This is a genomic window from Paenibacillus sp. GM2 (assembly GCF_900069005.2).
GTDB lineage: Bacteria > Bacillota > Bacilli > Paenibacillales > Paenibacillaceae > Fontibacillus.
Genome location: NZ_LN831279.1, coordinates 3224009 through 3247508, shown reverse-complemented (window position 1 = coordinate 3247508; position 23500 = coordinate 3224009). Strand labels below are relative to the sequence as shown.

General features: G+C 44.9%; 21 protein-coding genes. 17 read left to right on the top strand and 4 right to left on the bottom strand.

Annotation, left to right across the window (positions count from 1 at the left end; genetic code table 11):
• Position 1 precedes the first annotated feature (1 nt).
• From BN1360_RS24335 to BN1360_RS24300, 12 genes are all read left to right on the top strand, one after another.
• A complete protein-coding gene (locus BN1360_RS24335; RefSeq protein WP_068782405.1) occupies positions 2-4774 on the top strand; it encodes an RHS repeat-associated core domain-containing protein in 4773 nt (1590 codons plus the stop codon).
• Positions 4775-4788: 14 nt separating this feature from the next.
• Positions 4789-5301: a DNA polymerase III gene (locus BN1360_RS24330; protein WP_068782404.1), complete on the top strand. Its 513-nt coding sequence runs from the start codon at positions 4789-4791 to the stop codon at positions 5299-5301.
• 758 nt (positions 5302-6059) lie between these two features.
• Positions 6060-6260, top strand: a complete 201-nt coding sequence (locus BN1360_RS26140; RefSeq protein WP_229521099.1) for a hypothetical protein — start codon at positions 6060-6062, stop codon at positions 6258-6260.
• Positions 6196-6474: a hypothetical protein gene (locus tag BN1360_RS26135; RefSeq protein ID WP_068782403.1), complete on the top strand. Its 279-nt coding sequence runs from the start codon at positions 6196-6198 to the stop codon at positions 6472-6474. The genes BN1360_RS26140 and BN1360_RS26135 overlap by 65 nt, the downstream gene beginning before the upstream one ends.
• A 62-nt stretch (positions 6475-6536) precedes the next feature.
• Complete coding sequence (locus BN1360_RS26130; protein ID WP_082790192.1) at positions 6537-7400, top strand: DUF1308 domain-containing protein; 864 nt, start codon at positions 6537-6539, stop codon at positions 7398-7400.
• 1 nt (position 7401) lies between these two features.
• Positions 7402-7698: a DUF3349 domain-containing protein gene (locus BN1360_RS24315; protein ID WP_068782402.1), complete on the top strand. Its 297-nt coding sequence runs from the start codon at positions 7402-7404 to the stop codon at positions 7696-7698.
• 781 nt (positions 7699-8479) lie between these two features.
• Positions 8480-8680: a hypothetical protein gene (locus tag BN1360_RS26125; protein WP_229521099.1), complete on the top strand. Its 201-nt coding sequence runs from the start codon at positions 8480-8482 to the stop codon at positions 8678-8680.
• Complete coding sequence (locus BN1360_RS26120) at positions 8616-8894, top strand: hypothetical protein (RefSeq protein WP_068782401.1); 279 nt, start codon at positions 8616-8618, stop codon at positions 8892-8894. Before BN1360_RS26125 ends, BN1360_RS26120 begins: the two co-directional genes overlap by 65 nt.
• A gap of 62 nt (positions 8895-8956) precedes the next feature.
• The gene (locus BN1360_RS26115; protein ID WP_229521156.1) at positions 8957-9295 is read left to right on the top strand and encodes a hypothetical protein; all 339 of its coding nucleotides are present in this window, start codon (positions 8957-8959) and stop codon (positions 9293-9295) included.
• Positions 9252-9353 carry a hypothetical protein gene (locus BN1360_RS26110; RefSeq protein ID WP_229521151.1) on the top strand — a complete coding sequence of 34 codons (102 nt, stop codon included), beginning with the start codon at positions 9252-9254 and terminating at the stop codon, positions 9351-9353. The genes BN1360_RS26115 and BN1360_RS26110 overlap by 44 nt, the downstream gene beginning before the upstream one ends.
• A gap of 207 nt (positions 9354-9560) precedes the next feature.
• Positions 9561-9794 (top strand): hypothetical protein, encoded by a 234-nt coding sequence (locus BN1360_RS24305; RefSeq protein ID WP_068782400.1) that lies wholly within the window; start codon positions 9561-9563, stop codon positions 9792-9794.
• Positions 9795-9837: 43 nt separating this feature from the next.
• Positions 9838-10200 (top strand): hypothetical protein, encoded by a 363-nt coding sequence (locus BN1360_RS24300; protein WP_068782399.1) that lies wholly within the window; start codon positions 9838-9840, stop codon positions 10198-10200.
• 1556 nt (positions 10201-11756) lie between these two features.
• On the opposite strand, the gene BN1360_RS26475 is transcribed toward BN1360_RS24300, so the two are convergent.
• Together BN1360_RS26475 and BN1360_RS24290 are read right to left on the bottom strand one after the other, a co-directional pair.
• Positions 11757-11963: an IS3 family transposase gene (locus tag BN1360_RS26475; protein ID WP_082790191.1), complete on the bottom strand. Its 207-nt coding sequence runs from the start codon at positions 11961-11963 to the stop codon at positions 11757-11759.
• Between the two features lie 503 nt (positions 11964-12466).
• On the bottom strand, positions 12467-12820 hold the full coding sequence (locus tag BN1360_RS24290; RefSeq protein WP_082790190.1) for a hypothetical protein: 354 nt from the start codon (positions 12818-12820) through the stop codon (positions 12467-12469).
• A gap of 545 nt (positions 12821-13365) precedes the next feature.
• On the opposite strand from BN1360_RS24290, the gene BN1360_RS24285 reads away from it, so the two are divergent.
• The 3 genes from BN1360_RS24285 to BN1360_RS24275 all read left to right on the top strand — a co-directional run bounded on the left by BN1360_RS24285 (position 13366) and on the right by BN1360_RS24275 (position 19171).
• Positions 13366-14487 carry a copper amine oxidase N-terminal domain-containing protein gene (locus BN1360_RS24285; protein WP_068782397.1) on the top strand — a complete coding sequence of 374 codons (1122 nt, stop codon included), beginning with the start codon at positions 13366-13368 and terminating at the stop codon, positions 14485-14487.
• A 7-nt stretch (positions 14488-14494) separates the two neighbouring features.
• A complete protein-coding gene (locus tag BN1360_RS24280; RefSeq protein ID WP_068782396.1) occupies positions 14495-17926 on the top strand; it encodes a DUF5704 domain-containing protein in 3432 nt (1143 codons plus the stop codon).
• Between the two features lie 318 nt (positions 17927-18244).
• Positions 18245-19171 (top strand): DMT family transporter, encoded by a 927-nt coding sequence (locus tag BN1360_RS24275; RefSeq protein WP_068782395.1) that lies wholly within the window; start codon positions 18245-18247, stop codon positions 19169-19171.
• Between the two features lie 76 nt (positions 19172-19247).
• Here BN1360_RS24275 and BN1360_RS24270 read toward each other — a convergent pair whose 3' ends face one another.
• Together BN1360_RS24270 and BN1360_RS24265 are read right to left on the bottom strand one after the other, a co-directional pair.
• Positions 19248-20231, bottom strand: a complete 984-nt coding sequence (locus BN1360_RS24270; protein ID WP_068782394.1) for a hypothetical protein — start codon at positions 20229-20231, stop codon at positions 19248-19250.
• Between the two features lie 89 nt (positions 20232-20320).
• A complete protein-coding gene (locus tag BN1360_RS24265; protein ID WP_068782393.1) occupies positions 20321-21943 on the bottom strand; it encodes a glycoside hydrolase family 9 protein in 1623 nt (540 codons plus the stop codon).
• Between the two features lie 247 nt (positions 21944-22190).
• On the opposite strand from BN1360_RS24265, the gene BN1360_RS24260 reads away from it, so the two are divergent.
• Both BN1360_RS24260 and BN1360_RS24255 read left to right on the top strand, forming a co-directional pair.
• Positions 22191-22946 carry a YwaF family protein gene (locus BN1360_RS24260; RefSeq protein ID WP_068782392.1) on the top strand — a complete coding sequence of 252 codons (756 nt, stop codon included), beginning with the start codon at positions 22191-22193 and terminating at the stop codon, positions 22944-22946.
• Positions 22943-23467, top strand: coding sequence for a mismatch-specific DNA-glycosylase (locus tag BN1360_RS24255; protein ID WP_068782391.1), 525 nt, complete (start codon positions 22943-22945; stop codon positions 23465-23467). Before BN1360_RS24260 ends, BN1360_RS24255 begins: the two co-directional genes overlap by 4 nt.
• Positions 23468-23500 lie beyond the last annotated feature (33 nt).

Genomic DNA, 23500 nt, shown 5'->3' with positions numbered 1-23500 from the left:
ATTGAAGATCGAAGTCAACGTCTCCGACCTGCAGCAGACCGGGAGAGATCTGAGGCAAGCGGAGGCACAATTGGAGAGCATCCAATCGAGCCTGCGGCGGGCGATGGGTCAATTAACGCTGGAGAGCCGGCGCCGTTCGGATGTGGATAGCACCTATCAGACGATTAATCAGCAGCTTCAGGAGATTCGTCAAGAGCTGGAGGAACTGTCAAAGCTGTCACAGCGGAAGGGTGAGCAGTTCCAGGAGGCGGATGGCAAGGGCAAACCGCTCATTAGTGCCGGTGCCTGGAAGTTTATTGGGATCGCAGTGAGCATGGCACTCGACTTCGTACCGATTGTTGGCAATGCCAAGGGACTGATTGAGGCAGTAACCGGTCGTGATTTAGTGACTGGCGACAAGCTGGCTTTGTGGGAACGGGGAGTGGGTATTCTGGGACCGCTGGGTAAGGGCGTCTCTGCTACAGCAAAGCTTGGTAAAGTAGCCACGGAAGCCGCTGGAGGTATTGCCTTAGTTAGCAAAGTGACCGGTGTGACGGATGCTGTGAAATCAGGGGAACGAGTCGTAGAAGGTGTAACGGAAACTGCAAAGGCTACTGAGAAGATCGGAGATGCAATAGGTACCGGAGGTAAGATAGCGGATGCTGCTCACGATATAAAATCTGCCGACAGAGTCGTAGAGGTGGTCGCCGATGGTAGTAAAGTCTCAGGTGGAGCCAAGACTGGTGAGACGATCACAGATGGAGGAGTAGTAGCAGCAGGTATCGCCGGAGCTGGGGGCGCTGCAGTTGCCGGTGGTCTATCTGCAGCCGGGAAGTCGGCGAATGCAGGCGGAGATGTGGCTTCTGGAGTGAGGCAGGCTGAGAATGTAGTTGAGGCAGAGAGAAAAGTAGGGGATTTTACAATAAGAAGCAAACCTTCTCAGTCTAATGGGGGAAGCGTACAGCAAATGAATTCAGCACAGCGAAATAGCCTCAGTCACGTTTCGGACCCGATCCATGCGGGAACAGGGCATCAGTTTATCAAGCATCCGGTCATGAAGCTCTACGGGGCTACGACCTGGGAGCTTGTACTGGACTATAACTCCGGCCTTCTGCAGCGCAGTGAGCTGGGCTTGGCCTGGACGCATAACTATGCGCTTCGGTTGGAGTGGGAGAAGGAGGAAATGGGTACCATTACCGTCTGGTGGAATGCGGGGCGTCGCAACCGTTTTATCCGTCAGGAGGATGGAAGCTACCGCAGCCGGGATATCGACGTACAGGGAGATATTTTGCGTCAGTTGGAATCTGGCTATGAGCTGGAGCTGCGTTCTTCCCGGGAGCGATATCAGTTCAACTCGGAGGGGCAACTGCAAGCTCATGTCGATCCTTATGGCCTTATACTAGAAGCCGGTTATGACGAACAAGAACAGCTCGTCTCTTTGACCGATTCTTTAACGGATCGCTCTTTTACTTTGACATATAACGAAGAAGGACTGCTTCAATCGATCAGTGATGGCTCCAGAGAAGTGACGCTTCACTATCATGAGCAAGGTTATCTACGAGAATACGTGAATCCAACGGGGATATCGACCGAATTCGTTTGTGATTCGGAAGGCCGGATCTTGCAGATGTTGATTAATGGACAACTAGAATTTGCGAATACATATGATGAACAGTACCGGATCATTGCCCAAGAGGATGCCGAGGGAAGGGTTAACCGATTAGAATACGATACGGAAAGCCAGCCGTGGTTCACTCGGACGACTCTGACGAACCGTCTGGGAGAACAGCGTCAGTTCCTGCATGATGAGAACTATCTGCTGCTTGAGGTGACAGAAGTTGATGGAAGTACGCAAAAGTTTACGTACAGCGAGACGGGGCTCGAGACGAGTGCAACAAATCCGCTTGGGGAGACAACTCAGAAGTTGTATGATTCCAACGGACAACTCATCTCCTGGACCGATCCGCTTGGGAATACAACTTCCTATCGCTACGATGAGCGATATGGATTGATCGAGGAACGAGATGCTCTGGGCCGAGTGACTTCCTATCGATATGATGAGCACGGACGCCTTGCTGGCATCACTAAGCCGGATGGAACATCTTCGAAAATTCAATATAACGAACACGGTCAGCGTATCTCTTACCAGGACTTCAATGGCGGTGTAACGAAGTTTGAGTACGGAGAGAGCGGCCAGTTGATCGCGATAGAAGACGGAGAAGGCCGACTTCGGACAGTAAGCTATGACGAAGCAGGCCGGATGAATGGCGTCAGAGATGCTTTGGATGGTAAACTGCGCCGGATTTATGATGCCAAGGATAATTTGACACAAGTGATCGATTCCTTAGGAAGAACGTGGAACTATACGTATAACGAGAACGATCAGCTTCTGGAGGTGCGTATGCCTTCCGGAGCTGCGACGAGATATACTTATACGCCAAGCGGACAAGTCGAGACAATTACCGATCCACTGGGGAATACGAAGCGCTATTCTTATGATGCAGAGGATCGCTTGATCTCGGAGCAGGATGCAGCCGGGGCCGTTACACGTTTCGAATATAGCGAAGCGGGCCGGATCAGCCAGATCATCGATCCGTTAGGACGACCTGTCGCGTATACCTACGATGCCGCCGGACGGCAACTGACGGTGACAGATGCGGAAGGTCGGACCGTACTGAGTCTCGCCTATGATGCGGCAGGAAATCCGCTAGGAGTAACCGATGGTCTGGGCCATACCACTCGTCACCGGTTTAATGCAATGCATCAGGTTGTAGAGCGGACGGACGCGGCAGGAAAAGTAACCGAGTATCGCTATGATGCGGCACATCGCTTGCAGGAAGTGATCGAGGAAGACGTAGCCCGCTATACGCAGAGCTATGATGGGGAGAACAAGCTTACTTCTTATACGGATGCCAACGGCAATACCACGCAGCTTCGTTATGACCGAAGCGGCTTGTTAGTCGAGGAAGCAAATGCTTCGGGAGGAAGTCGGCGTTATACGTATGATGAGCGAGGCTGGATGAGCGGGCGAAGCAATGCCCGGGATCAAGAGACTACGTATAAATATGATGCCGCTGGTCAACTGCTGCAGGCCAAGGATGAAGTGGGCCGTATTCAATTTGGTTATGACGGCGATGGACGTCTTATTTCTGCGACAGAGGGTGAAGCCAGCACAAGCCGGCAATATGACGCGGCCGGAAGACTGGTGGAAAGCACAGATGTATGGGGACACTCGATCCGGTATGGCTATGACGTGGTTGGGCGCTTAACGCAGCTGACGTATCCGGACGGCAAAGTGGTGGAATACCGCTATAACCTGGCGGGTGAATTAACCGAGGTTCGAGATTGGAAAGGAAGGGTGACCCGGTATACGTATGATAGGAATGGCCGCTTGCAGGAAACCCTTCGTCCCAACGGTACGCGAGAGCAGCGCGAATACGATGTAGCAGGTCAGCTCACACGGTTAAAAGATCAATCGCCGCAGGGAATCATGCTACAGCAGTATCGATATGTCTATAACGAAATCGGACAGATCACCCAGGAAGAGGAGAAGCAGTATACCTATGATAAGCTGCGTAGACTGATTAGCGGAGCCTGGGGTGGTCGGAAGATCCAGTATAGTTACGATACCGGGGGCAACCTGACAGAAACACGGGATAGTCAACAAGCTTCGCCATGGAGGCTGTCCTACGGAAAGGACAATCGCTTATCTAGCGTTGGTCTATATCCGGTGGAATTGGATGCCGACGGCAATCTCTTGTACTATAGCGACGGCGAGAAGATGGGCGCATATGAGTATGACGCGAGAAACCGCTTGACACGCTCCGGGAAAGCGAGTTACCGCTACGACTGGAAGGGCGAGCGGATCTCACTCACCTATCGGGGTAAAACCACCCGATATGTCGTGGATGATGCTACCCGATTAAGCCAAGTCCTAATGGAACTGGACGAAACGGGGGAAGTGAAGGCATACTATATCTATGGACTGGGATTAATTGGGCGTGAAGATGCCCAAGGGCAGTACTCTAGTTACCACAGTGACTTACGTGGAAGTACCACCCTACTGACGAATGAGCAGGGGATGGTAACCGACCGATACACCTATGGGTTATATGGAGAATTAGAGCAGCACGAAGGAACCATCTCCCAACCATTCCAGTACAACGGTAGAGACGGAGTCATGACCGACCCGAACGGCTTATACTACATGCGAGCCCGCTACTACCACCCTGGCTTGAAGCGATTCCTGAACCGGGATCTAATCCGTGGGGATATAAGAGATGGTCAAACCTTTAACCGTTATGCTTATGTCAACGGGGATCCGGTGAAATATGTGGATCCGCTGGGGTTGTGTAAGGAACAAACCCTCCCTAATATGGGAGAGCGTGCTGCAGGCGATAATATTGGAAGTATGTTGCGGGGTGAGGGGAAGGGGAATGCTCCAGTTCCTACAAAATTCGATGGGGGAAGCAATCCCAAAGATTTTGTCAATCCTCATTCTGAAAAGCACCTGTATAATCCAAGTAGACCATCTACTCCCAATCGGTCACAATATGGGAAAGATGTTGATGTGGAGAAATTAAGGCAAGAAACAATGATCAATCCTGATAAGGCATTTTCAAATTGGCCAAACCCCAATAATCCGAATCCAAACCGGATAACCAAGTATTATAAAGAATTTGACGGAAACATCAGTACACCTGATACTCCAACGGGAAGTCATAGAGTTTTTGAACACCTAGATGAGCCTACAAGAAGTTCACACTTCCCTTATGTGCCAAGAAATAAAGAATGAGTGGGTGAGAGAACGTGAGTTTTTTTTTGTATCATGCTTATTTACCTGAAAATCACGCACATTTTGTTTCAGAAGAACAAGTCATGCAAGAAGGAATACAATTTTTCACAAAGTCTAATAATCGTTATAGTAACGGTGGTAGAGTGAAATTTGAAAAGACCGAAAGTTTGAGACCTTTTAATACTCCTGATTGGGTTAATTTTAAAGAAGCTATAGGTGTTGATATATCTAATCGTTTTTCTAAGTCGTTTTGTTTCCCTGTGTTTACGGATAAAATTCTCATATTTGATGGTGATATTTCTATTTCTATCTATGACCAAGCTTTCTACGATGATTTCAAGGATTTTGATGAAGAAGCATTGAACTTTTATACAGGGGAAAGCATTGAGCATTGGATTAGGTTATATTGGGATAGCATGATGACACTTCAAGCATACTTGTTAAAAAGACCTTATCCAAAACCAGAGGTATTAGTTTTTGAGTCAATACCTAAAGAGATTATTCGAGTGTGTGAAGAAAAATCGTAAACGTGGATATTTGATTTGTCTGGAGTTACCCAGTGCCGAAAAAACCGATCATTCAACCAATAACACATCTAACCCATGTAATACTGGTATAAAGATTTCTTCATTGCGGTTGTACGCACATAAGATTCTTTAATTTTATAATTCAAATATCCGTATTCCGTTACATTGAACGGGTCGATTATGGTCAGATACCACCATGATTGACCTGCTTTTTGTTATCTTCGTTTTCTCTCATTTTTTTCAAATCTATAACATCTGTAGTAGATACGCTTCCTTAGGTGCGTAGGAACATGGTTTGCAACTATCACAATGGATAGAGTGACTGTGATTGAGAGGATCAGAAAAGAATAGGAATTTGTCTGTAACTGAAATGACTATTGTAACGATGGTTATCTTGTAAATACAATCTGGAGACAACCAATTGAAATAAACAGGTAAGGATACGTTTTAGGCTAGCCTCTCAAGATTTTTTATTTGGTTGATCCAGTACAGAGTGAAGTAATCACTATCCACGGCGCCGATAACCTGTGTAATTCCTATACAAGCCAGTTAACTAAGCACAGCTCTGATGAAGTCATTCCTATACTGATACCAACGACAACAACTTAGGGCTTCGTTATAATCAAGCAGCCTGTTAATCGGGAAAATGAATGCTTCTGGAGGAAGCCTACGATGATGAGCAAGTCTAGATGAGCAACGAAGTTACTCGGGGTTGAAAAACTACATATCGATATGATATAGCAGGTCAGCTCACACGATTGAAGGATCAATCGCCGCAGGGAATCATGCTGCAGCAGTATCGATATGTCTATAACGAAATCGGACAGATCACCCAGGAAGAGGAGAAGCAGTATACCTGTGATAAGCTGCGTAGACTGATTAGCGGGGCTTGGGGTGGTCGGAAGATCCAGTATAGTTACGATAGATACCGGGGGCAACCTGACAGAAACACGGGATAGTCAACAAGCTTCGCCATGGAGCCTGTCCTACGGAAAGGACAATCGCTTATCTAGCGTTGGTCTATATCCGGTGGAATTGGATGCCGACGGCAATCTCTTGTACTATAGCGACGGCGAGAAGATGGGCGCATATGAGTACGATGCGAGAAACCGCCTGACACGCTCCGGGAAAGCAAATTATCGCTACGACTGGAAGGGGAACGAATTTCCCTGACCTACCGTGGGAAGACAACTCGTTATGTCGTGGATGATGCTACCCGATTAAGCCGAGTCTTAATGGAACTGGACGAAACGGGGGAAGTGAAGGCATACTATATCTATGGATTGGGATTAATTGGACGTGAAGATGCCCAAGGGCAGTACTCTAGTTACCACAGTGACTTACGTGGAAGTACCACCATACTAACGAATGAGCAAGGGATGGTAACCGACCGATACACCTATGGGTTATATGGAGAATTAGAGCAGCACGAAGGAACCATCTCCCAACCATTCCAGTACAACGGTAGAGACGGAGTCATGACCGACCCGAACGGCTTATACTACATGCGAGCCCGCTACTACCACCCTGGCTTGAAGCGATTCCTGAACCGGGATCTAATCCGTGGGGATATAAGAGATGGTCAAACCTTTAACCGCTATGCTTATGTCAACGGGGATCCGGTGAAATATGTGGATCCGCTGGGGTTGTGTAAGTGCGAGCTGCCAGTTACTAAGGGGACGGGTGATCTTCCGAAGGTAAATATTGATACCGGAACTGCTAATGCATTCATATCTGAAGGTTCTTCTATCAGACATGAGTTAAAAGCATATGTAAATGGAAAACAGATGGTTATGACTGACACTGCCGCAGGGGAATTTAGAAATATAATAAACGGAGTTGGAGGACCATTGGAGAAAGCACGCGCGGAAAGATTTATGAATCGCGTTCAAGTCATCCCTGATAACCCGTCCTCTAGGGCTATGAATCTAGTAGAAACCAAGAAAGTCGGAGCGAATGATAAGATTATTTTTGGTACGGGCGATAATTTAGGAATTACAACTATGACTGGTGATGCTAAATTTGTAAGAGGGGCTTTTGCCCAAGGAGTGGATTTTGATGCATATATACACTCACCAGTACCTTTAGGAGGTAAGTAAATTGAGTGACACTTTAATGCCAAAACACTTGGAAAGCACATACAAGATGTTAAAACATGCTTTCCCTAATGGTATTGGAAACGATGATTATTTTCCGCTCATGTCCTTGCTCTACGAATATATGTCTGACAGGAACTTGGCCGAAGTTATTTCGTCAATTACTGGGAAAGACATAGCTATTACTCTTAATGACATTCAAAAATCAGTATCTGTTAACCTGTCAAGTGATGAAGTCATACAGAATATAAGAAAAAAACTTTTACCTTATGGTTTTGAGGAATGGACAGAAGAAGAATAAAGACTGTGGACCTTGATTGGTTTCGTGCCTTTCAAGGTTTCTTTTTTGGTGGAGTTACCCAGTGCCGAATAAACCCATCATTCAACCAATAACACATATAACCCATGTAATACCCGTATGAAGATTTCGCTATTTTGATAGTACGCACATAATTGCTTGAATTTCATCACTAAATAACGCTACTCCGTTACATTGAACGGGTCGATTATGGTCAGATACCACCATGATTGACCTGTTTTTTGTTATCTTCGCTTTCTCTCATTTTTTTCAAATCTATAACATCTGTAGTAGATACGCTTCCTTAGGTGCGTAGGAACATGGTTTGCAACTATCACAATGGATAGAGTGACTGTGATTGAGAGGATCAGAAAAGAATAGGAATTTGTCTGTAACTGAAATGACTATTGTAACGATGGTTATCTTGTAAATACAATCTGGAGACAACCAATTGAAATAAACAGGTAAGGATACGTTTTAGGCTAGCCTCTCAAGATTTTTTATTTGGTTGATCCAGTACAGAGTGAAGTAATCACTATCCACGGCGCCGATAACCTGTGTAATTCCTATACAAGCCAGTTAACTAAGCACAGCTCTGATGAAGTCATTCCTATACACCAACGGCAACAACTTAGGGCTTCGTTATAATCAAGCAGCCTGTTAATCGGGAAAATGAATGCTTCTGGAAGAAGACTACGATGAAGAGCAAGTCTAGATGAGCAACGAAGTTACTCGGGGTTGAAAAACTACATATCGATATGATATAGCAGGTCAGCTCACACGATTGAAGGATCAATCGCCGCAGGGAATCATGCTGCAGCAGTATCGATATGTCTATAACGAAATCGGACAGATCACCCAGGAAGAGGAGAAGCAGTATACCTGTGATAAGCTGCGTAGACTGATTAGCGGGGCTTGGGGTGGTCGGAAGATCCAGTATAGTTACGATAGATACCGGGGGCAACCTGACAGAAACACGGGATAGTCAACAAGCTTCGCCATGGAGCCTGTCCTACGGAAAGGACAATCGCTTATCTAGCGTTGGTCTATATCCGGTGGAATTGGATGCCGACGGCAATCTCTTGTACTATAGCGACGGCGAGAAGATGGGCGCATATGAGTACGATGCGAGAAACCGCCTGACACGCTCCGGGAAAGCAAATTATCGCTACGACTGGAAGGGGAACGAATCTCCCTGACCTACCGTGGGAAGACAACTCGTTATGTCGTGGATGATGCTTCCCGATTAAGCCGAGTCTTAATGGAACTGGACGAAACGGGGGAAGTGAAGGCATACTATATCTATGGACTGGGATTAATTGGGCGTGAAGATGCCCAAGGGCAGTACTCTAGTTACCACAGTGAATTACGTGGAAGTACCACCCTACTGACGAATGAGCAGGGTACCGTAACCGACCGATATACCTATGGGTTATGTGGAGAATTAGAGCAGCGCGAAGGAACTACCACCCAACCATTCCAGTACAACGGTAGAGACGGACATGACCGACCCGAACGGCTTATACTACATGCGAGCCCGCTACTACCACCCTGGTTTGGAGCGATTCCTGAACCGAGACCTGATCCGCGGGGATATTAATTTATTAATGATGGTCAAACCTTTAACCGCTATGCTTATGTCAACGGGGATCCGGTGAAATATGTGGATCCGCTGGGGTTGTGTAAGAACAAACCCTCCCTAATATGAGAGAACGTGCTGCAGGCGATAATATTGGGAGTATGTTACGTGGTGAGGGGAAGGGAGAACCTTCATCAAACTTGAGGGGCACTATGAGAAGCATGGTCGAGAATTTAAAGATTCGTATAAAAATGCTGATGAGTACCTTCAAGGGGCAAGTGATGTAATGAACGGCGGCACTAAAGTTCAATACGAATATAAGTTAAAGAATGGAACGGTTGATACAAGAAATGGTTATGTTAAATTTATGGGTAACACTCAGAAAGGCGAAGCTAAATTTGAATTTTTTGGTACAAATAATAATGGAAATATAACAACCTATCATGTAAAACGTGGAGAAGATTTATGTAAATTGTTAAATGGCAACAAGCATAATAAAACTATTAACCCGTTTGAGTAAAAGAGGAGGAATTCCCATTCAGTACACGGCGAAGGTTATTAACATGAGCACCATAATTGAAGAAGAGGTTACGCTTGAAATAAACGGAATTCAAATTATTGCCTTCGCAAATGAATACCCGTTTGAACTCATTGTTGGAGAGGTATATCATATTGAACTCGATGTGACCATACTTGATGAATTTATTATCAAGCAAGTGAACTTGAAAGAGTACAAAATTCAGCAGGAGAACAATAGTTTGGCTTACACCTTACAAGGAAAACTAGATATTGATGAAGGGACTTTAGAGGTAGGTGGTATTACTTTTGAAATTGATAGTGAGTTCCTGATGGATTATGGTTATCTGCATGAACAATATGTTCAAATAAGGGTAGACCGATTAACCGTCAATTTCTTAAATAACTAATGTATGAACCTTGATTGGCTTAATGCCTTCAAGGTTTCTTTTTTGTGGGGGCTACCCAGTGCCGAAAAAACCGATCATTCAACCAATAACCCATCTAACCCATCTAACCCATGTAATACCCGTATAAAGATTTCTTCATTGCGGTTGTACGCACAGTTATAATTCAAATATCCATATTCCGTTACATTGAACGGGTCGATTATGGTCAGATACCACCATGATTGACCTGTTTTTTGTTATCTTCGCTTTCTCTTATAACATCTGTAGTAGATTGCGCTTCCTTAGATGCGTAGGAACATGGTTTGCAACTATCCCAATGGATAAGTGACTGTGAATGAGAGAATCAGAAAAGAATAGGAATTTGTCTGCAACTGAAATGACGATTGTAACGATGGTTATCTTGTAAATACAATCTGGAGACGACCAGTTAACATAGAACAGTAAGGATGACGATTCGGGAATAAGAGATGGGCAAACCTTTAACCGTTATGCTTATGTCAACGGGGATTCGGTGAAGTATGTGAATCCGCTGGGGTTGTTTAAGTGTGAGGTGAAGGAAAAACTTGATAACTCCATTCCTGAGGAATTTTATAAAGAAAATGGAGGCATGAATGCCGCAGATTTCTTTCCTACTCATTCTGAAAAACATTTATATAATTCAAATGTTCAATCGACTACTAGTAAAAACACAATTTGGAAAAGATATAGATGTTGCCAAATTAAGAGAAGATACTTTATTACATCCAGATTCGGTGGCCTATAATAAAGACCACAACGTAATGGTTTATAAAAAAGAATATCCATTTAATAAAAGTAACCAGATACTCCGACTGGTCGCGTAGGGTTTTTATTAATCTTGAAAAAAAGCCAACAAAGACTAATAGAGACTCACAATTTCCTTTTATGGCGGTGATTAATATGCAAAGTATTACTAAATTAGAGGAGGCTTTAAATGTGAAATTCCCAAATAATTTCGAAGAGAAAATGGATTATATATCCAATTTTATCTTTAATGGCGAAACTTGTACTGAACTATGAAATCGGCTCTATTTCAATAATTAAGGTATTAGAATTTGACTCTGAAGAGGAGAGCATTTTTCAAGTTTATACCGAATATAGAGATTTGATGAAGGATGGTAGTATCCCTATTGCGAACGGGGTATGATGATTATGTATGTCTACCCTTTCTTGACCGAAATTTACCACCGAAGGTTATATTATGGTGCTATGAACGTGCATTTGAGAGTATTGATCATGCAATATTTCCATTAGCAGAGACTTTTGAAGACTTTATAGAAAAAATAGAACGAGTGGATATTTAGAACCCATGGGGGTTGCGCCAACATTTTGTCTATAATCTTTACAATCCCAACAATTAGGTCGTACAAAACAATCAACAAACCAAACAATAAATACTTGAGAAACTTTATAAACTTCTAAAAAGCTCTTTCCTACTTGAACTGAAGTGCCCCCTGTCACGTAGACAGTGCAAAAAAATCGTTAGTTCCCTCAGTTCAATTTTTACAGAGCTGAGGTTTTTTATTTTTCTTTCGTCATTATGCAGCCCGTCGATATTCGTTAGGAGACAAGCCATTTAATCGTTCTGTATAGCGGAAATTGTTGAAGTAGCGGATATACTTTCCCACGTCTTCGAGGACATCTTCATAGGTATCATGTTTCGTCAGATAAAAGCTTTCCGTCTTAAAAGCACCCCAAAAGCGTTCAATAGGCTGGTTATCCAGACATCGGCTCACATGCGGCATACTTTTAGTAAATCGTACTTAACCTGAAGTTGCTTGTAATCATGTGAAGAATATTGGTTGGAATGAGCAGGGGATTGGTGTAATATGTGAAAAATAGTGGGATATTATCATGTATAACTTACTATTAATTAGCATAGAATGTCCAAAATGCTCTGCTATCGTAAATACAGAGGCAGAATTTAAAATGGGTATGATGAATTTGGATACCTATAAATTGGGAGATACATTAAAATGAGCTATGAAGAGGAATAAACATTATGACCTTGATTGGTTTCGTGTCTTTCATGGTTTCTTATTTACTGGGTGACGAATGAGCTCATTAAACTCTATTCCGTAAGTGAAAATAGGCCGTTAAGGGTTAGAAGTAACATGATTGGTCTATTTATTATAACAAGATATAAGGGATGTACTATTTTTATACGATATAAGAAAATATGCTGGCTATTTGGCCCCCAAAAAAACGACCAAACGATTGAAATAATACGCCTGGTCGTTTTTGAATATTAATAAACTTGATTCAAACTAACAGGCCCTAGACTGCCATATGATCCTTGGAATTGTCCTTTAAGGACATAAGTTCCTGGACTAAGATAACCTACTGAATACTCGACAGGACTTGAAGAGGTTGGTCCAATATTTGCAGTAATTGAGAAGACTTGACTAAGTTGACCGGAAGGCCCTTTGGAATAAAGAGATAACTCAACAGTTTCATTCGTAGAGCTCCATAGTCCGACACTCAATTTATATTGAGCTGTTTGACTGACTGACATATCATGTGATGTTGCAGTATAAGCAGCAAATGCGCTAGTAGAGAAGGAGAATAACGCCAGTAATAAGATTAATACAACTTTTTTCATTAATTATTTCACCTCCCTTCTTATTATGGAGTAACAGAAGAAAAAGTTAAGGTTGAAAAGTAATATTTTAACTATTGTAACAAAATGAAGATTATATGCAATATATTAATTTTCTGAAATTTTCATTGTAATGGGTTAGCCAAAGAAGTCGAGAGAAAGTGCAAACTGCCGATTTATTAATAAGAAGACTCCAATTAAGATCTGAGATAAGTTTAATCTCTCCACGATTTCTTTTTTGCATATATTTTTCTTCCTTGTAAAATATCTAAACCTTGATTGGCTGCTAGCCTTTCAAGGTTTTTCTTTTCGATGTGCTACCTCCTATTATCTTAAATCCAATCAAATCCAATGATTACGTTTGAAGAGGTCTACAGATATAGACGGATAGAACTAGTAATGCAAGTAATAACAGGGTTTTGGTTACAGAAACAATCCAATGCCGACAATAAACGACAACATTTTTAAAAACGATATGGTACTATTTAACTGTTATGTAGGAAGCAGGATGATATTGATTTACCAAACAAAAGAGAGGAGTACGAATAATGAAAAGACTTACTACAATAGTCGGGATATTCATAGCAAGTTTAATGATTGCAAATGTGGCATTGGCGGCGGGGAAACCGGTCGAGCTAATGATGGATGGAGAAAAGTACATATATGTAAAGGGAATGAAGGGAGCAATTCCGTATCAGGAAAATGGAGTAACGATGGTTCCGATCCGCTTTGTAACGGATAAATTAGGAGCCAAGGTAAGCTGGAATAACGCATCTAAATCTCTGCAAATTCAGAAGGAAGGAATTGATCTGACCTTAACGGTAGGATCATCTACAGCTATAGCTGCAGGCAACACAATCAACCTGCCAGCGAAGGTACTGCAAAAGGATGGAACAGTCATGGTTCCTTTGCAGGTTGTCAGTGAAGTATTGAAAGGGGAAGTGGAGTGGGATGAAGAGAGAAACATAATCATTATTAAAACCCCGGGGAAAGAGATTGGAGCGGTCGATCCATATGGGCGGAAAATCCGTACAACCAACCTTCCAAAGAACTATAAAGACTACCCGTATATTCTGGCTGACATTCCAAACAGTTTATATGAGATGAAGTATCCGTATTATCGTGAGGGGAAAGCAAGAGTTTCATCGACACTATATCAATTACCGGAATTTACCCAAGAGAATATAGATATTTGGATGTCGCATATTCAGGAGTACGGGAATCTCTTATTAAATGTGGACTACAGAACGATTGATGATCAATGGATCAGGGATATGAGCACTCATATGATTAAGTATGCATCTGAACTTGAGAAAAGTGCTGTTTATAAAGACTTGAAACAATATACGAATTGGGCTATAAAAAATAAAATACAAATCGAAGGAACTCTCGTCCCCGAACCTTCAATGATATTTGCGAATGGATATGGTTATTATTATGTTCGATCAACAGTCAAATTTAAATTTAATAACTTTAGTAAATCTAAACAGCTTATATTTGATACTTCTGAAGGGTGGAGTGAAGAAGGTTTCAACTTTCAAAAAGGAGTATGGTATTCCGGTTATGTAGACTTTCCCATTGGAACAAATGTAGGAGGTTACTGGGGACCAACATTAAAGGTTACTGTTAACGCAAGTATTTTAGAAGAGTCACAAATAAGCAAAGAGTAGATAGTCAATGATTAATAAACATAGGAAGTCAATTTCAATTATTGTATTGTTTACCCTATTATTCTCAAATCTATTTATTAATAAAGTTGAGGCCAAGATAGATGTACTTATAGAAAACGGCGCTCTCAAATTTAGTATTACCTCGACCGCCGCCAGTTCTTCCATCCGCTATAAAACGATAGGCTGGACGATTAGAACCGATGAGGTTTGTACGTGGAAAGGAAAAAACAAGGAGGATTGTCGGCCCACGGCTAGTGGAAAATTTGTAACCTTCGAGGGTACAAAGGATGTAAAACAAACAGGACAAAATCCAAACCCTCCTACCCCTGGAAAACCGGTAACGACCTTCTTCGAGGTTCCAGAGGCGAAGGTTACGAAAGGTTTGTTGGATAATGGGATGGGGGATATCAAGCAAGGGGGAAAACTATTTTTAAGTGCCGTCATGATATCGATTGATGGAAACGGTAATAAAAGAAGTGGTCCCTGGTACTCCTTGCAGGGAATAAAAAATGCGGAATCTTGGGCTCATCGCGATGATCTTGACGAATATTTCGACATTGAGGCTACTTATGACAGTGCTCTATTTCCGGTAGAGCATGTATATGTTACCGACAAGAAGGATGATCCGAAACGCCCCTTTAAAACGGAAAAGGTTGGAGAATACAAGAGAGAAGAAGACATAAAATATACGATTAACAAAGGTCAGGAGAAACTGAGCTATAACGGAAAAAACTACTCTATTGTCAAGTCATACCTGGCTTCAATGAACAAACCTTCTGATCGGAAATTTGAGCAGGTATTGGCTAATGGAGATCCTAAAGTATTTGAACGAAATTTCACGGTCGATCTACAAGGGACCTACGTTGTTTCAGTTTGGAAGGAAGATGTTCCGGAATGCAGCAAAGATCCTACCCTTCCTGGGTGTGGAGGGGGAGAGGGAGACTGTGAATGGACTCTTCCACCACCTGGAGAAGTGGCTGCTCCACAATCATCTGTGATGGATCCAGAAGCGACCGGCGTTATTCTGGCGGATGATTTATGGAATTATCCCTACAGGTTCGATGTTGAGCAGGCAATTCCTACTTCGGAGTATCTATACACGAATGCATGGGGACTCAATTACTTATATCAACATACATTTGGCAATATGCAAGGTAAGGTTCAATATAAATGCAAGGTAGATGTTGAATACGAACTTGAATGGAAGGAGAAGCAGCCGGATACAACGGATGCGGAAGGGAACCCTGTGCCACAGCCCGATATCGATATGTATGATACGGAGCATAAGACATATACCTTTGAATTTACAAGGGACTATGACTATTGGCAAATCAAAAATCTAGAGGTGTACGGCATTGACCGAGCAGAAATGCGAAATTATGCTCTCCCGGATGGCGAGGTTACATTATGGCCAGATGCTTATGATCCTCCGGATGTGCTATTAGATAATAGCGACAGGGTAGAAGACCATGTTATGCCGAAGGAGTCCGGGACGATCATCTTTGACCCACCTACCGTTGTAGGAGGCTATGAGCGACCGTCGCCACCGGATGATACTTCCCAATTACTAGGAATGGCAGAGTCTCAGACGGATGACCCTGATGTTAAAAATGATCTTGTTATCTTTAATAGTGAGATCATTATGGATGATGTGACCGTGTTAAGAAGTGGGCCTACGCCAGGAAGCATCCCTCCACCCGAGCCAATTGGGGACAGGGTATTATACCAGGATCGTCTCCTGATTAGTCGATCTCTATTGAATAAGGCGAAGACACCAGGTACAGGAACTATATATTATGATTTACTGCCTGAAAACGTTGGCGGAAGCGGCGGGAAAGAGTTTTCTATCAACCGGATTAATAACGTCACGGTCCATACCCCGGTCGTCAACTACTCGTCAGTATCGGATGATGCAGCACATAACCAGAAGACGAAGCCGAATGAGAGGCGGTCGGCCCTTATTTTGGAGCGGCCGTTCATAGTGAAAATTCCGACCTCGGGCCAGCATTTAAATGAGAGCAATTACCCCGGATACGGGAATCGGGATTATGCCAAGTATTTCAGATCGAAGCAGGTCAAGTTCGAGTTCGATGTCTATATGGGAGAGAGCAGCGGCTTCCAGACCTTTGTCCCCAAGGGAACATGGATCGAGGTTCCTGTGAATCAGGAGGAAGCAACCTTCTTCCTACCAGTCTGGGTCGATGAAGGAGATTATCAGGTGTATTTCCGAAATATTGCGGAGAATGCTCCAGGTGGCAATCCTGATGATATTCCGGCCCAGGATGATGCCAACCTGGATCTGGTGAATCACATGGCCCTGGACCAAGTATCCGTAGAGGTGATCGGCCGGCTGTATGATTTCCATATTACTGACATCGCCGATTACAACTGGGAGAATGTATTCCGTCAAGGCAAGGGAGCAGCAGAACCAACAGGAGTGTCCTACTGGGTAGGGATGGGGAAAATTGATGGAGACCCGAGAGGGAATCAATCCCCGTACAGCGTACTCATTCGCCCAGGAAGTCACCCGTTTCAAGGCTATAAGAACGTATCGATCAAGACTGGCTACCATTTCAAGTTTGATCTGAAGACCAAGGGCAATATGTTCGAGAAGCTGGATGGAATCCGCATCACACCGACCTTTTACTTTGTGAGTCATGACGGAAAGGTACGAGAGCAGGTGGATTTATACTACAGCACGAACAGTCAGCCATTTGTCAAAATCGGCTCGAAGGATGATAAGGTCAGCCGTTATGTAATCTTGAATGAGCGCTTGCGGAATGTTCCAGTAACGAGTTTGCAGGATACGGCAAAGTATAAATATTATCTGTATGAACCCGCATGGTTACGCGGTCAGAAAAGTCTGGAGCAGTACGTAAGTGAATACGTCGATAAAGTCACATTACAGAAGACGCCGGTGGGGAGCTATGATTTGCTGTTACTGCCGGAGCAGCTGCGGACGATGATTGGACCGAAGAAGGAATATCAGGGAGTAGCGATGCCGCAGGTGGTGGATGCGCAGCGGGCGAACGCCTCGATTCAGCAGTGGTATGGAGAATATAGCCTGCCGGCTGCTCCGTATATTGTGAAGGCCGGGGAATCACTGCAGGAATATCACCGGAAGAATGGGAAGCTGGATAATAAATCGCAGATATTCCTGCAGAACCGTTATAAGAATGGGTACATTCTGGTGAACTTTGATATCGAAAGTATCCGGGACGGCAAGCTGGACGAGCCGCATCTGCAGTATATTCACGCTCCGGAGATGAACAAAGTGATCAGGGGCGTGAAGCGTCAGAATCAGTGGGAGATGGAAGGTTTCCAGTCCAAGGTTCAGGATGCCTACGGCAATACGTTTGAACTGGAGAATGGGGACGGGGTTCTGTACCACGCCAACAAATCGAGCCGGGATGATTTTCAATCCCGAGTGACGCATTGATGGAAGAATGACTCGAAGACCAGGCAAGCCGGAGTACCTCCGGCTTGCCTATACCTAGATAAGCATTCATCCGCGGAATAAAGTGTCCGTATGGAGTACTGCATATCCACATTATTTACCCTACCTCTTCTTCCAATTCTAGTGTATAATCAACGTTTAAGAGTTTCATATAATAAGCATTTAAAGAGGGCTTTTCATACATAATCATGTCAAGAAATAGGGTTGACGCGGAGGTGTCAGCTTTTTTTCTATGAGCTGCTTGCGGTATCAAGGAAAATACATAAATAGAGAGAAAGTTGAAGTAGGAGGACGAGAGAAATGTGGTTTGTCTTTGCTATGGCTGCGGCAACATGCTTTGGGATGCGGGGAATCTTGTACCAATGGACGTCCCAGCGTCCGCTTGATCGGAATTTACTGTTATTTGGCGTTTATTTGTCGGGAACTATCATAGCACTGGTCAGCAATGTGTTTGCAGGTCAAGCCTGGAATAATGGAGCGATCATCGGTCTGTTAATGGGCGGATTCTCCTTCATCGCCAATGCTTCCATGTATAAAGGCTATGCGGTTGGCAAAGCATCGTTGATCGCTTTATTCACCGGACTTCCGCCCGTGGTTGTAGTGATTATGGCATATCTGTTGTGGGGAGAGACGTTGAATCTGTGGCAGATTGTTTCCTTTGTCGTGGTTATTCTCGGACTGTTGCTAATTAAGTACTCCCAGGATTTAAAGCTGGGACAACTAAAAGGCATCCAATGGGGGATTCTGACCATGCTATTCTTTGGCATGACTGATCTAACCTCCAAGCAGGCTACGCTGTCGGGTGCGTCTACGCTTCCCTTGTTATCCGTGATGTACGGAACGGGAGCGGTGCTGTTTGGCGCGCAGTGGGCCATAAGCCAGTACAGAACCTCCAAGCAGGTGGCCATTAGTGCAGTCACAGAGACTGAAGGCTCTGCATCGAGTGCAGCTTCTCCTGCAACAGCTTCCGCTCCTGTGCAATGGAGCCGCGGCAAGACGCTGAGCTGGGGGCTGTTTGTCGGGATCTCCAATATCGCCGGCATGATCTTCCTGATCCCGGCTTTTCGTGGGGGAGTGACCGGGATCGTCTCGGCGATCAGCGCCATGAACGTTGTGTTCGTATTGCTGTATGCCCGATTCTATCTGAAGGAGTCGATGGCGCGGCGTGAGGTCTTGGGATTGTCAACCGCGCTGATAGGCATTTTGCTACTGCGTTTACTAGCTTAGCGCAACAAAAACCCGGAAGTGAAGCCTCCTTTCTAACAAAGGTGCTTCTCTTTCGGGTTGCTTCATCATTTGATGTCTACTCAGGCTCTATCTCCAAAAACTTCTCACGCATTTGCTTTAGTGTATCCGAATCCTTATAACCGTCCTTGGCCGCGGCATCCATATATTGCTTGAGCTCCCTAAGAAGCTGGCTTTGGCTGGCCTCAGTTTTACCAACATAAGCATTATAGGTCTTCTGAGCTTCATCATTCATGATATGGGTAGAATAGTCGAATAATTGGCTATTATCGCTTCCGAAGAAAATAGCCCCCTTATACTGTTGAAACAAGACCTTCATTTCTTTAGAACGGGGAGAGGAAGGGTAATTTGTCATGAAGTCCTCGGCATCAAGCGCTCGATTCAGAAGCTCTTCCAGGCTGACGGCAATCGCCGCGTCACGAAGCGCCGGTGCTTGGGTGTCCTTGGCCTTTAGCTTGAAATAAGCGGCGATATCCTCATTAATTTCATCCTCGTATGGAGTATAAGTCTCGTAGTCGATAACTGGAAAGAACATCCCCTCAACGGAATAGAGAAAATAGCCATTGTCTTGTGTCTCCGACAGCAAATCTTTCAGCTTGCCATCCGGTAATTGGGAGATGATGTCTTCTATACTGCGCGTATAGGCACCCTTATCGGCCAGCTCCTGCAAAATGTCTTCTGCGTAATAACGTTCTTCAAGGGCCGGTGCCGCTTGTATCTGCGCGTTCTCAAGAGAGAGAAGCATTTGCGTGGCCTGCTCTTTAGCTACCTCATGAATATGCTCCTGAAGGTAGCTGATCGCCTCTGACAGCTTGCCATTGCTCTGCAGCAATGCGTTATACTCGGCTATCACCTTCGCAGCTTGATCCTCTTGATCTGTAAGGGGATTATTCTGTTTATTGGAAGGGTCATTCTGTTCACTTGCATTTTCATGGTTCTGAGCATTTGTATTTAGTTCCGGATCTTGATGCTTGCTGCTGCAGGCAGTAAGCGCCAATACCGTGGCAAGGGCCAGCGTTATCCTCATCAGCTTCTTATGCAATGTAAGATTCCTCCTTAGATGGGATGCCTTTTAGTTATCATAACGCTGGCTTACGGCCAAAGGTTGCAGCTATTTCCTAATGTATGGCTTCATTTCATAAAATGAGAGATGACGAATACAGCAGGAGAGTTCCAATAGATCGTGACCTCATTGCCAGCAAAGCTGTCCTGATGATCGATATAACATTGCGCAGGAGCTTTGCCTTGCAAATGTTCCATCATATAATCGTCATTAAGTCCATGATTCGGACCGCCAGCCACCAGGCCGGGCACCGGCTCATCAACCTTGTCCCCGACGGAAGGGCGATGATGAGGATACATGACAGGGCGGTCCCCATACCCGGTAACATAGCTTATATCCAGCACGTTACGCCCAAGCAAATAATGCACATGCTCCAGCGCACAAGCTTCGTAATCTCTCTGTTCACTGAAATGACTGGCCAGCAATAACAGCATAGCCCGATTCATGACAACCATATTGCTGCCCCAGATATAGTCCGTCTCCTCCAGGGAGATTAGATTACCATCTACAGTACTGCGGCGAATTGATTGGTCTGCTTCATTGAATAGTCCGCTTAACAGAGAGGAATGCTGCTCCTGATCAACCTCAAAGCTATCATTCAGCAGATAGGCGATCGTTCCATACCCGCCCATATCTGCCCAACCGAGCTCATACTTGGGAAAAGATTTTCTCGCCAGCTCCAAAAAGGCGGTGTGGTAAACAGCCTCTCCGGTAGTTCGATACAGTTCGGCTGAGGCCCAGTAGCGCTCATCCAAATCCAGGTTGTCTCCGTATTCTCCAGTGTATACATCCATAGGATTTCTAAAGCCTCGAACGTCCGGATGTTCTTCAAGCCAGGACCATGCCCGTCTTGCTGCCTGAAGGCAATGCTGTGCAAATTCAGGATCAAAGGGCTTGTAAATCCGGCAGGCCATAGCCATAATTCCGGCGAAGCATCCGGTGGCCGTGGCTGAGACAGGAAGGAAGTACAGATCATCCCGGTCATTTTCCGGCATTATATTAAGCGCAGGAAAATATTTGGTCGTGAGCTTATGGAACACGCCACCGCTCCGTTTATCCTGCATTTTGAACAGCCATTCCAGTTCATAACGGCATTCATGCAAAATATCAGGCATTCGTCCGTCCGTCTCCGGAATAGGAATAGCCTGCTGAAAAGCCTCCGGACGAAGCTCATAGGCGAGAAGCAGATCAGCGACGGCCTTGGCTCCGGGTCCGGAGTATTTGCCGTAATCTCCGGCATCATGCCAGCCTCCGCAGCTGTCCAGCCTGCGCGAAGGATCATCGTATACGATCCCTTCCTGAGTATGGCAGGCTTGATGTGTCCACGCTCCGGCATATTCCCCCTTCAATTCCATACCGCAGCGGAACAGATAAAACGCTCTTAATAGCCCGCGGTGAACCTGTTCGTAGGGGCGCTCTGAAATGGTGAAAGCTGCTGACCTGCGGCCATTGAGCTCAATATGATATATCCCGGGTGTAATCCAGCTGGAGAAGTCGGCCTGAGAGATAGATACACCAGCCACTTGATCCACAACGGGATGTGTGGTATTCCCTTCAAGCACACTCTCTCCGCGCTGATCGTCAACAAGATGGAAAATCCCGCTATCGTTAGCAATAACGGCGACCTTGCTAGAATGCATAGGATAGCCGACTTGATTCACGGAAATATTACGTTGCTCCTGTCCGTTCATTGTTCTCACCCTCCACTTGTGTAATCGTTTTCATATATTAAATCCAGTTTCTGTTAGCCTCATCCTCATCCTTACATGTTCAGGGCGGCTTGGCAAGACTTCTTATTAAATCATTTCCCTTCATTATTATGAATCACGCCCTGCCAGAGGACTGTTCATCCTTAGTCGGCTCATGGTACGATTGCATATAATTAGGGGAAGCTAAACCCTGACATCATTATTCGATCAGTGAAGGAGTGAAGGATTCATGGATGCTTTTTTTTCCTCCGGGGCGATATCCGGCTTTGTCCTTCTATCTTTTCCTCATATACTGGCGCTTGCCGTCGTGCTGCTTTTGATTCTAGGCTTATTTCATACGAGAATTGCAATACGCAATCACCCAAGGTTAAGAAGAACCATTCGCTACGGCTTGGCCTTGTTATTGCTCTTGTCTGAGGCCAGCCTGAATATCTGGTATTTGTCGCAGAACATCTGGGATGCCCGATACACGCTGCCGCTTGAGCTGTGCAGTCTTACCCTGCTGTTGTCTATCATTATGCTGTTGACGCGCAGTCGCTGGCTTTATCCCTTTCTGTTCCTTGCCGGAATCGCGGGCGCGCTTCAAGCGCTAATTACGCCTAATTTGTCGTATGAATTTCCGCACTTTCGTTATTTTCAATTTTTCATCTCTCATGCGGCGATTATATTAGCTTCGTTATACATGACCTGGATCGAAGGCTACAAGTTGAGCTGGAAGTCCGTCGCTTGGGCGATGCTCTTGCTGAATATTTCAGCGGCGGCAGTATGGGGAGTGGATTATGCGATCGGGGCGAACTATATGTTTCTGGCCCATAAGCCGGATACGGCATCTCTGCTCAATCTATTAGGCCCGTACCCGTATTATTTGCTGGCGGAGGAAGGAATTGCCCTGCTGATGTTTATAATATTGTATATCTTCTTTTTCTTACTTCCCGATAAAATAACGCAGCATAACCACAGCAGGAAAGGAGCTCGATCCTCATGAAGGAGATACCCGATCATTTGCGAACCGGATTATCGGTCGTATTCATAGGCTTCAATCCCAGTCTGAAATCAGGGGAGGTGGGTCATCATTATGCCAATCCGCGCAATAACTTCTGGCGAATACTGTATCGTTCGGGGCTGACCCCTCGCTTGTATACGGCTGCAGAGGATCATGAACTGTTGGAGCTGGGATACGGCTTCACCAATATAGTATCCAGGCCGACGCGTACGGCGGAGGAGATCACCCGTGAAGAATATACGCAAGGCAGGCAAATTCTGTGCGATAAGCTTGAGCTGTATCGTCCGCAGGTGGCTTGCTTTGTCGGAAAAGGGGTATATACGGAATTTAGCCGCCGTTCTCAAGTAGAGTGGGGATTCCAAGCGGAGCCGATCATCGAGGATGTGCAGGAATTTGTAGCCCCCTCCTCCAGTGGGTTAGTGCGGATGCCAATGGAGGAGATCATTACTATTTATAAGGGGGTGTTCAATAAGCCCCCTTTTGAACCCGATGCCGAACTGTAAGTCTATTCGATAGCGAATCTTGAATCCAGCCGG

Coding starts and splice junctions, on each gene's coding strand:
- BN1360_RS24290 (WP_082790190.1), bottom strand. CDS start 12,820: ATGAAAAAAGTTGTATTAATCTTATTACTGGCGTTATTCTCCTTCTCT.
- BN1360_RS24260 (WP_068782392.1), top strand. CDS start 22,191: ATGGATGCTTTTTTTTCCTCCGGGGCGATATCCGGCTTTGTCCTTCTA.
- BN1360_RS26130 (WP_082790192.1), top strand. CDS start 6,537: ATGGAACTGGACGAAACGGGGGAAGTGAAGGCATACTATATCTATGGA.
- BN1360_RS24300 (WP_068782399.1), top strand. CDS start 9,838: ATGAGCACCATAATTGAAGAAGAGGTTACGCTTGAAATAAACGGAATT.
- BN1360_RS26115 (WP_229521156.1), top strand. CDS start 8,957: ATGGAACTGGACGAAACGGGGGAAGTGAAGGCATACTATATCTATGGA.
- BN1360_RS24280 (WP_068782396.1), top strand. CDS start 14,495: ATGATTAATAAACATAGGAAGTCAATTTCAATTATTGTATTGTTTACC.
- BN1360_RS24285 (WP_068782397.1), top strand. CDS start 13,366: ATGAAAAGACTTACTACAATAGTCGGGATATTCATAGCAAGTTTAATG.
- BN1360_RS24255 (WP_068782391.1), top strand. CDS start 22,943: ATGAAGGAGATACCCGATCATTTGCGAACCGGATTATCGGTCGTATTC.
- BN1360_RS26475 (WP_082790191.1), bottom strand. CDS start 11,963: ATGCCGCATGTGAGCCGATGTCTGGATAACCAGCCTATTGAACGCTTT.
- BN1360_RS24275 (WP_068782395.1), top strand. CDS start 18,245: ATGTGGTTTGTCTTTGCTATGGCTGCGGCAACATGCTTTGGGATGCGG.
- BN1360_RS24305 (WP_068782400.1), top strand. CDS start 9,561: ATGAACGGCGGCACTAAAGTTCAATACGAATATAAGTTAAAGAATGGA.
- BN1360_RS24265 (WP_068782393.1), bottom strand. CDS start 21,943: ATGAACGGACAGGAGCAACGTAATATTTCCGTGAATCAAGTCGGCTAT.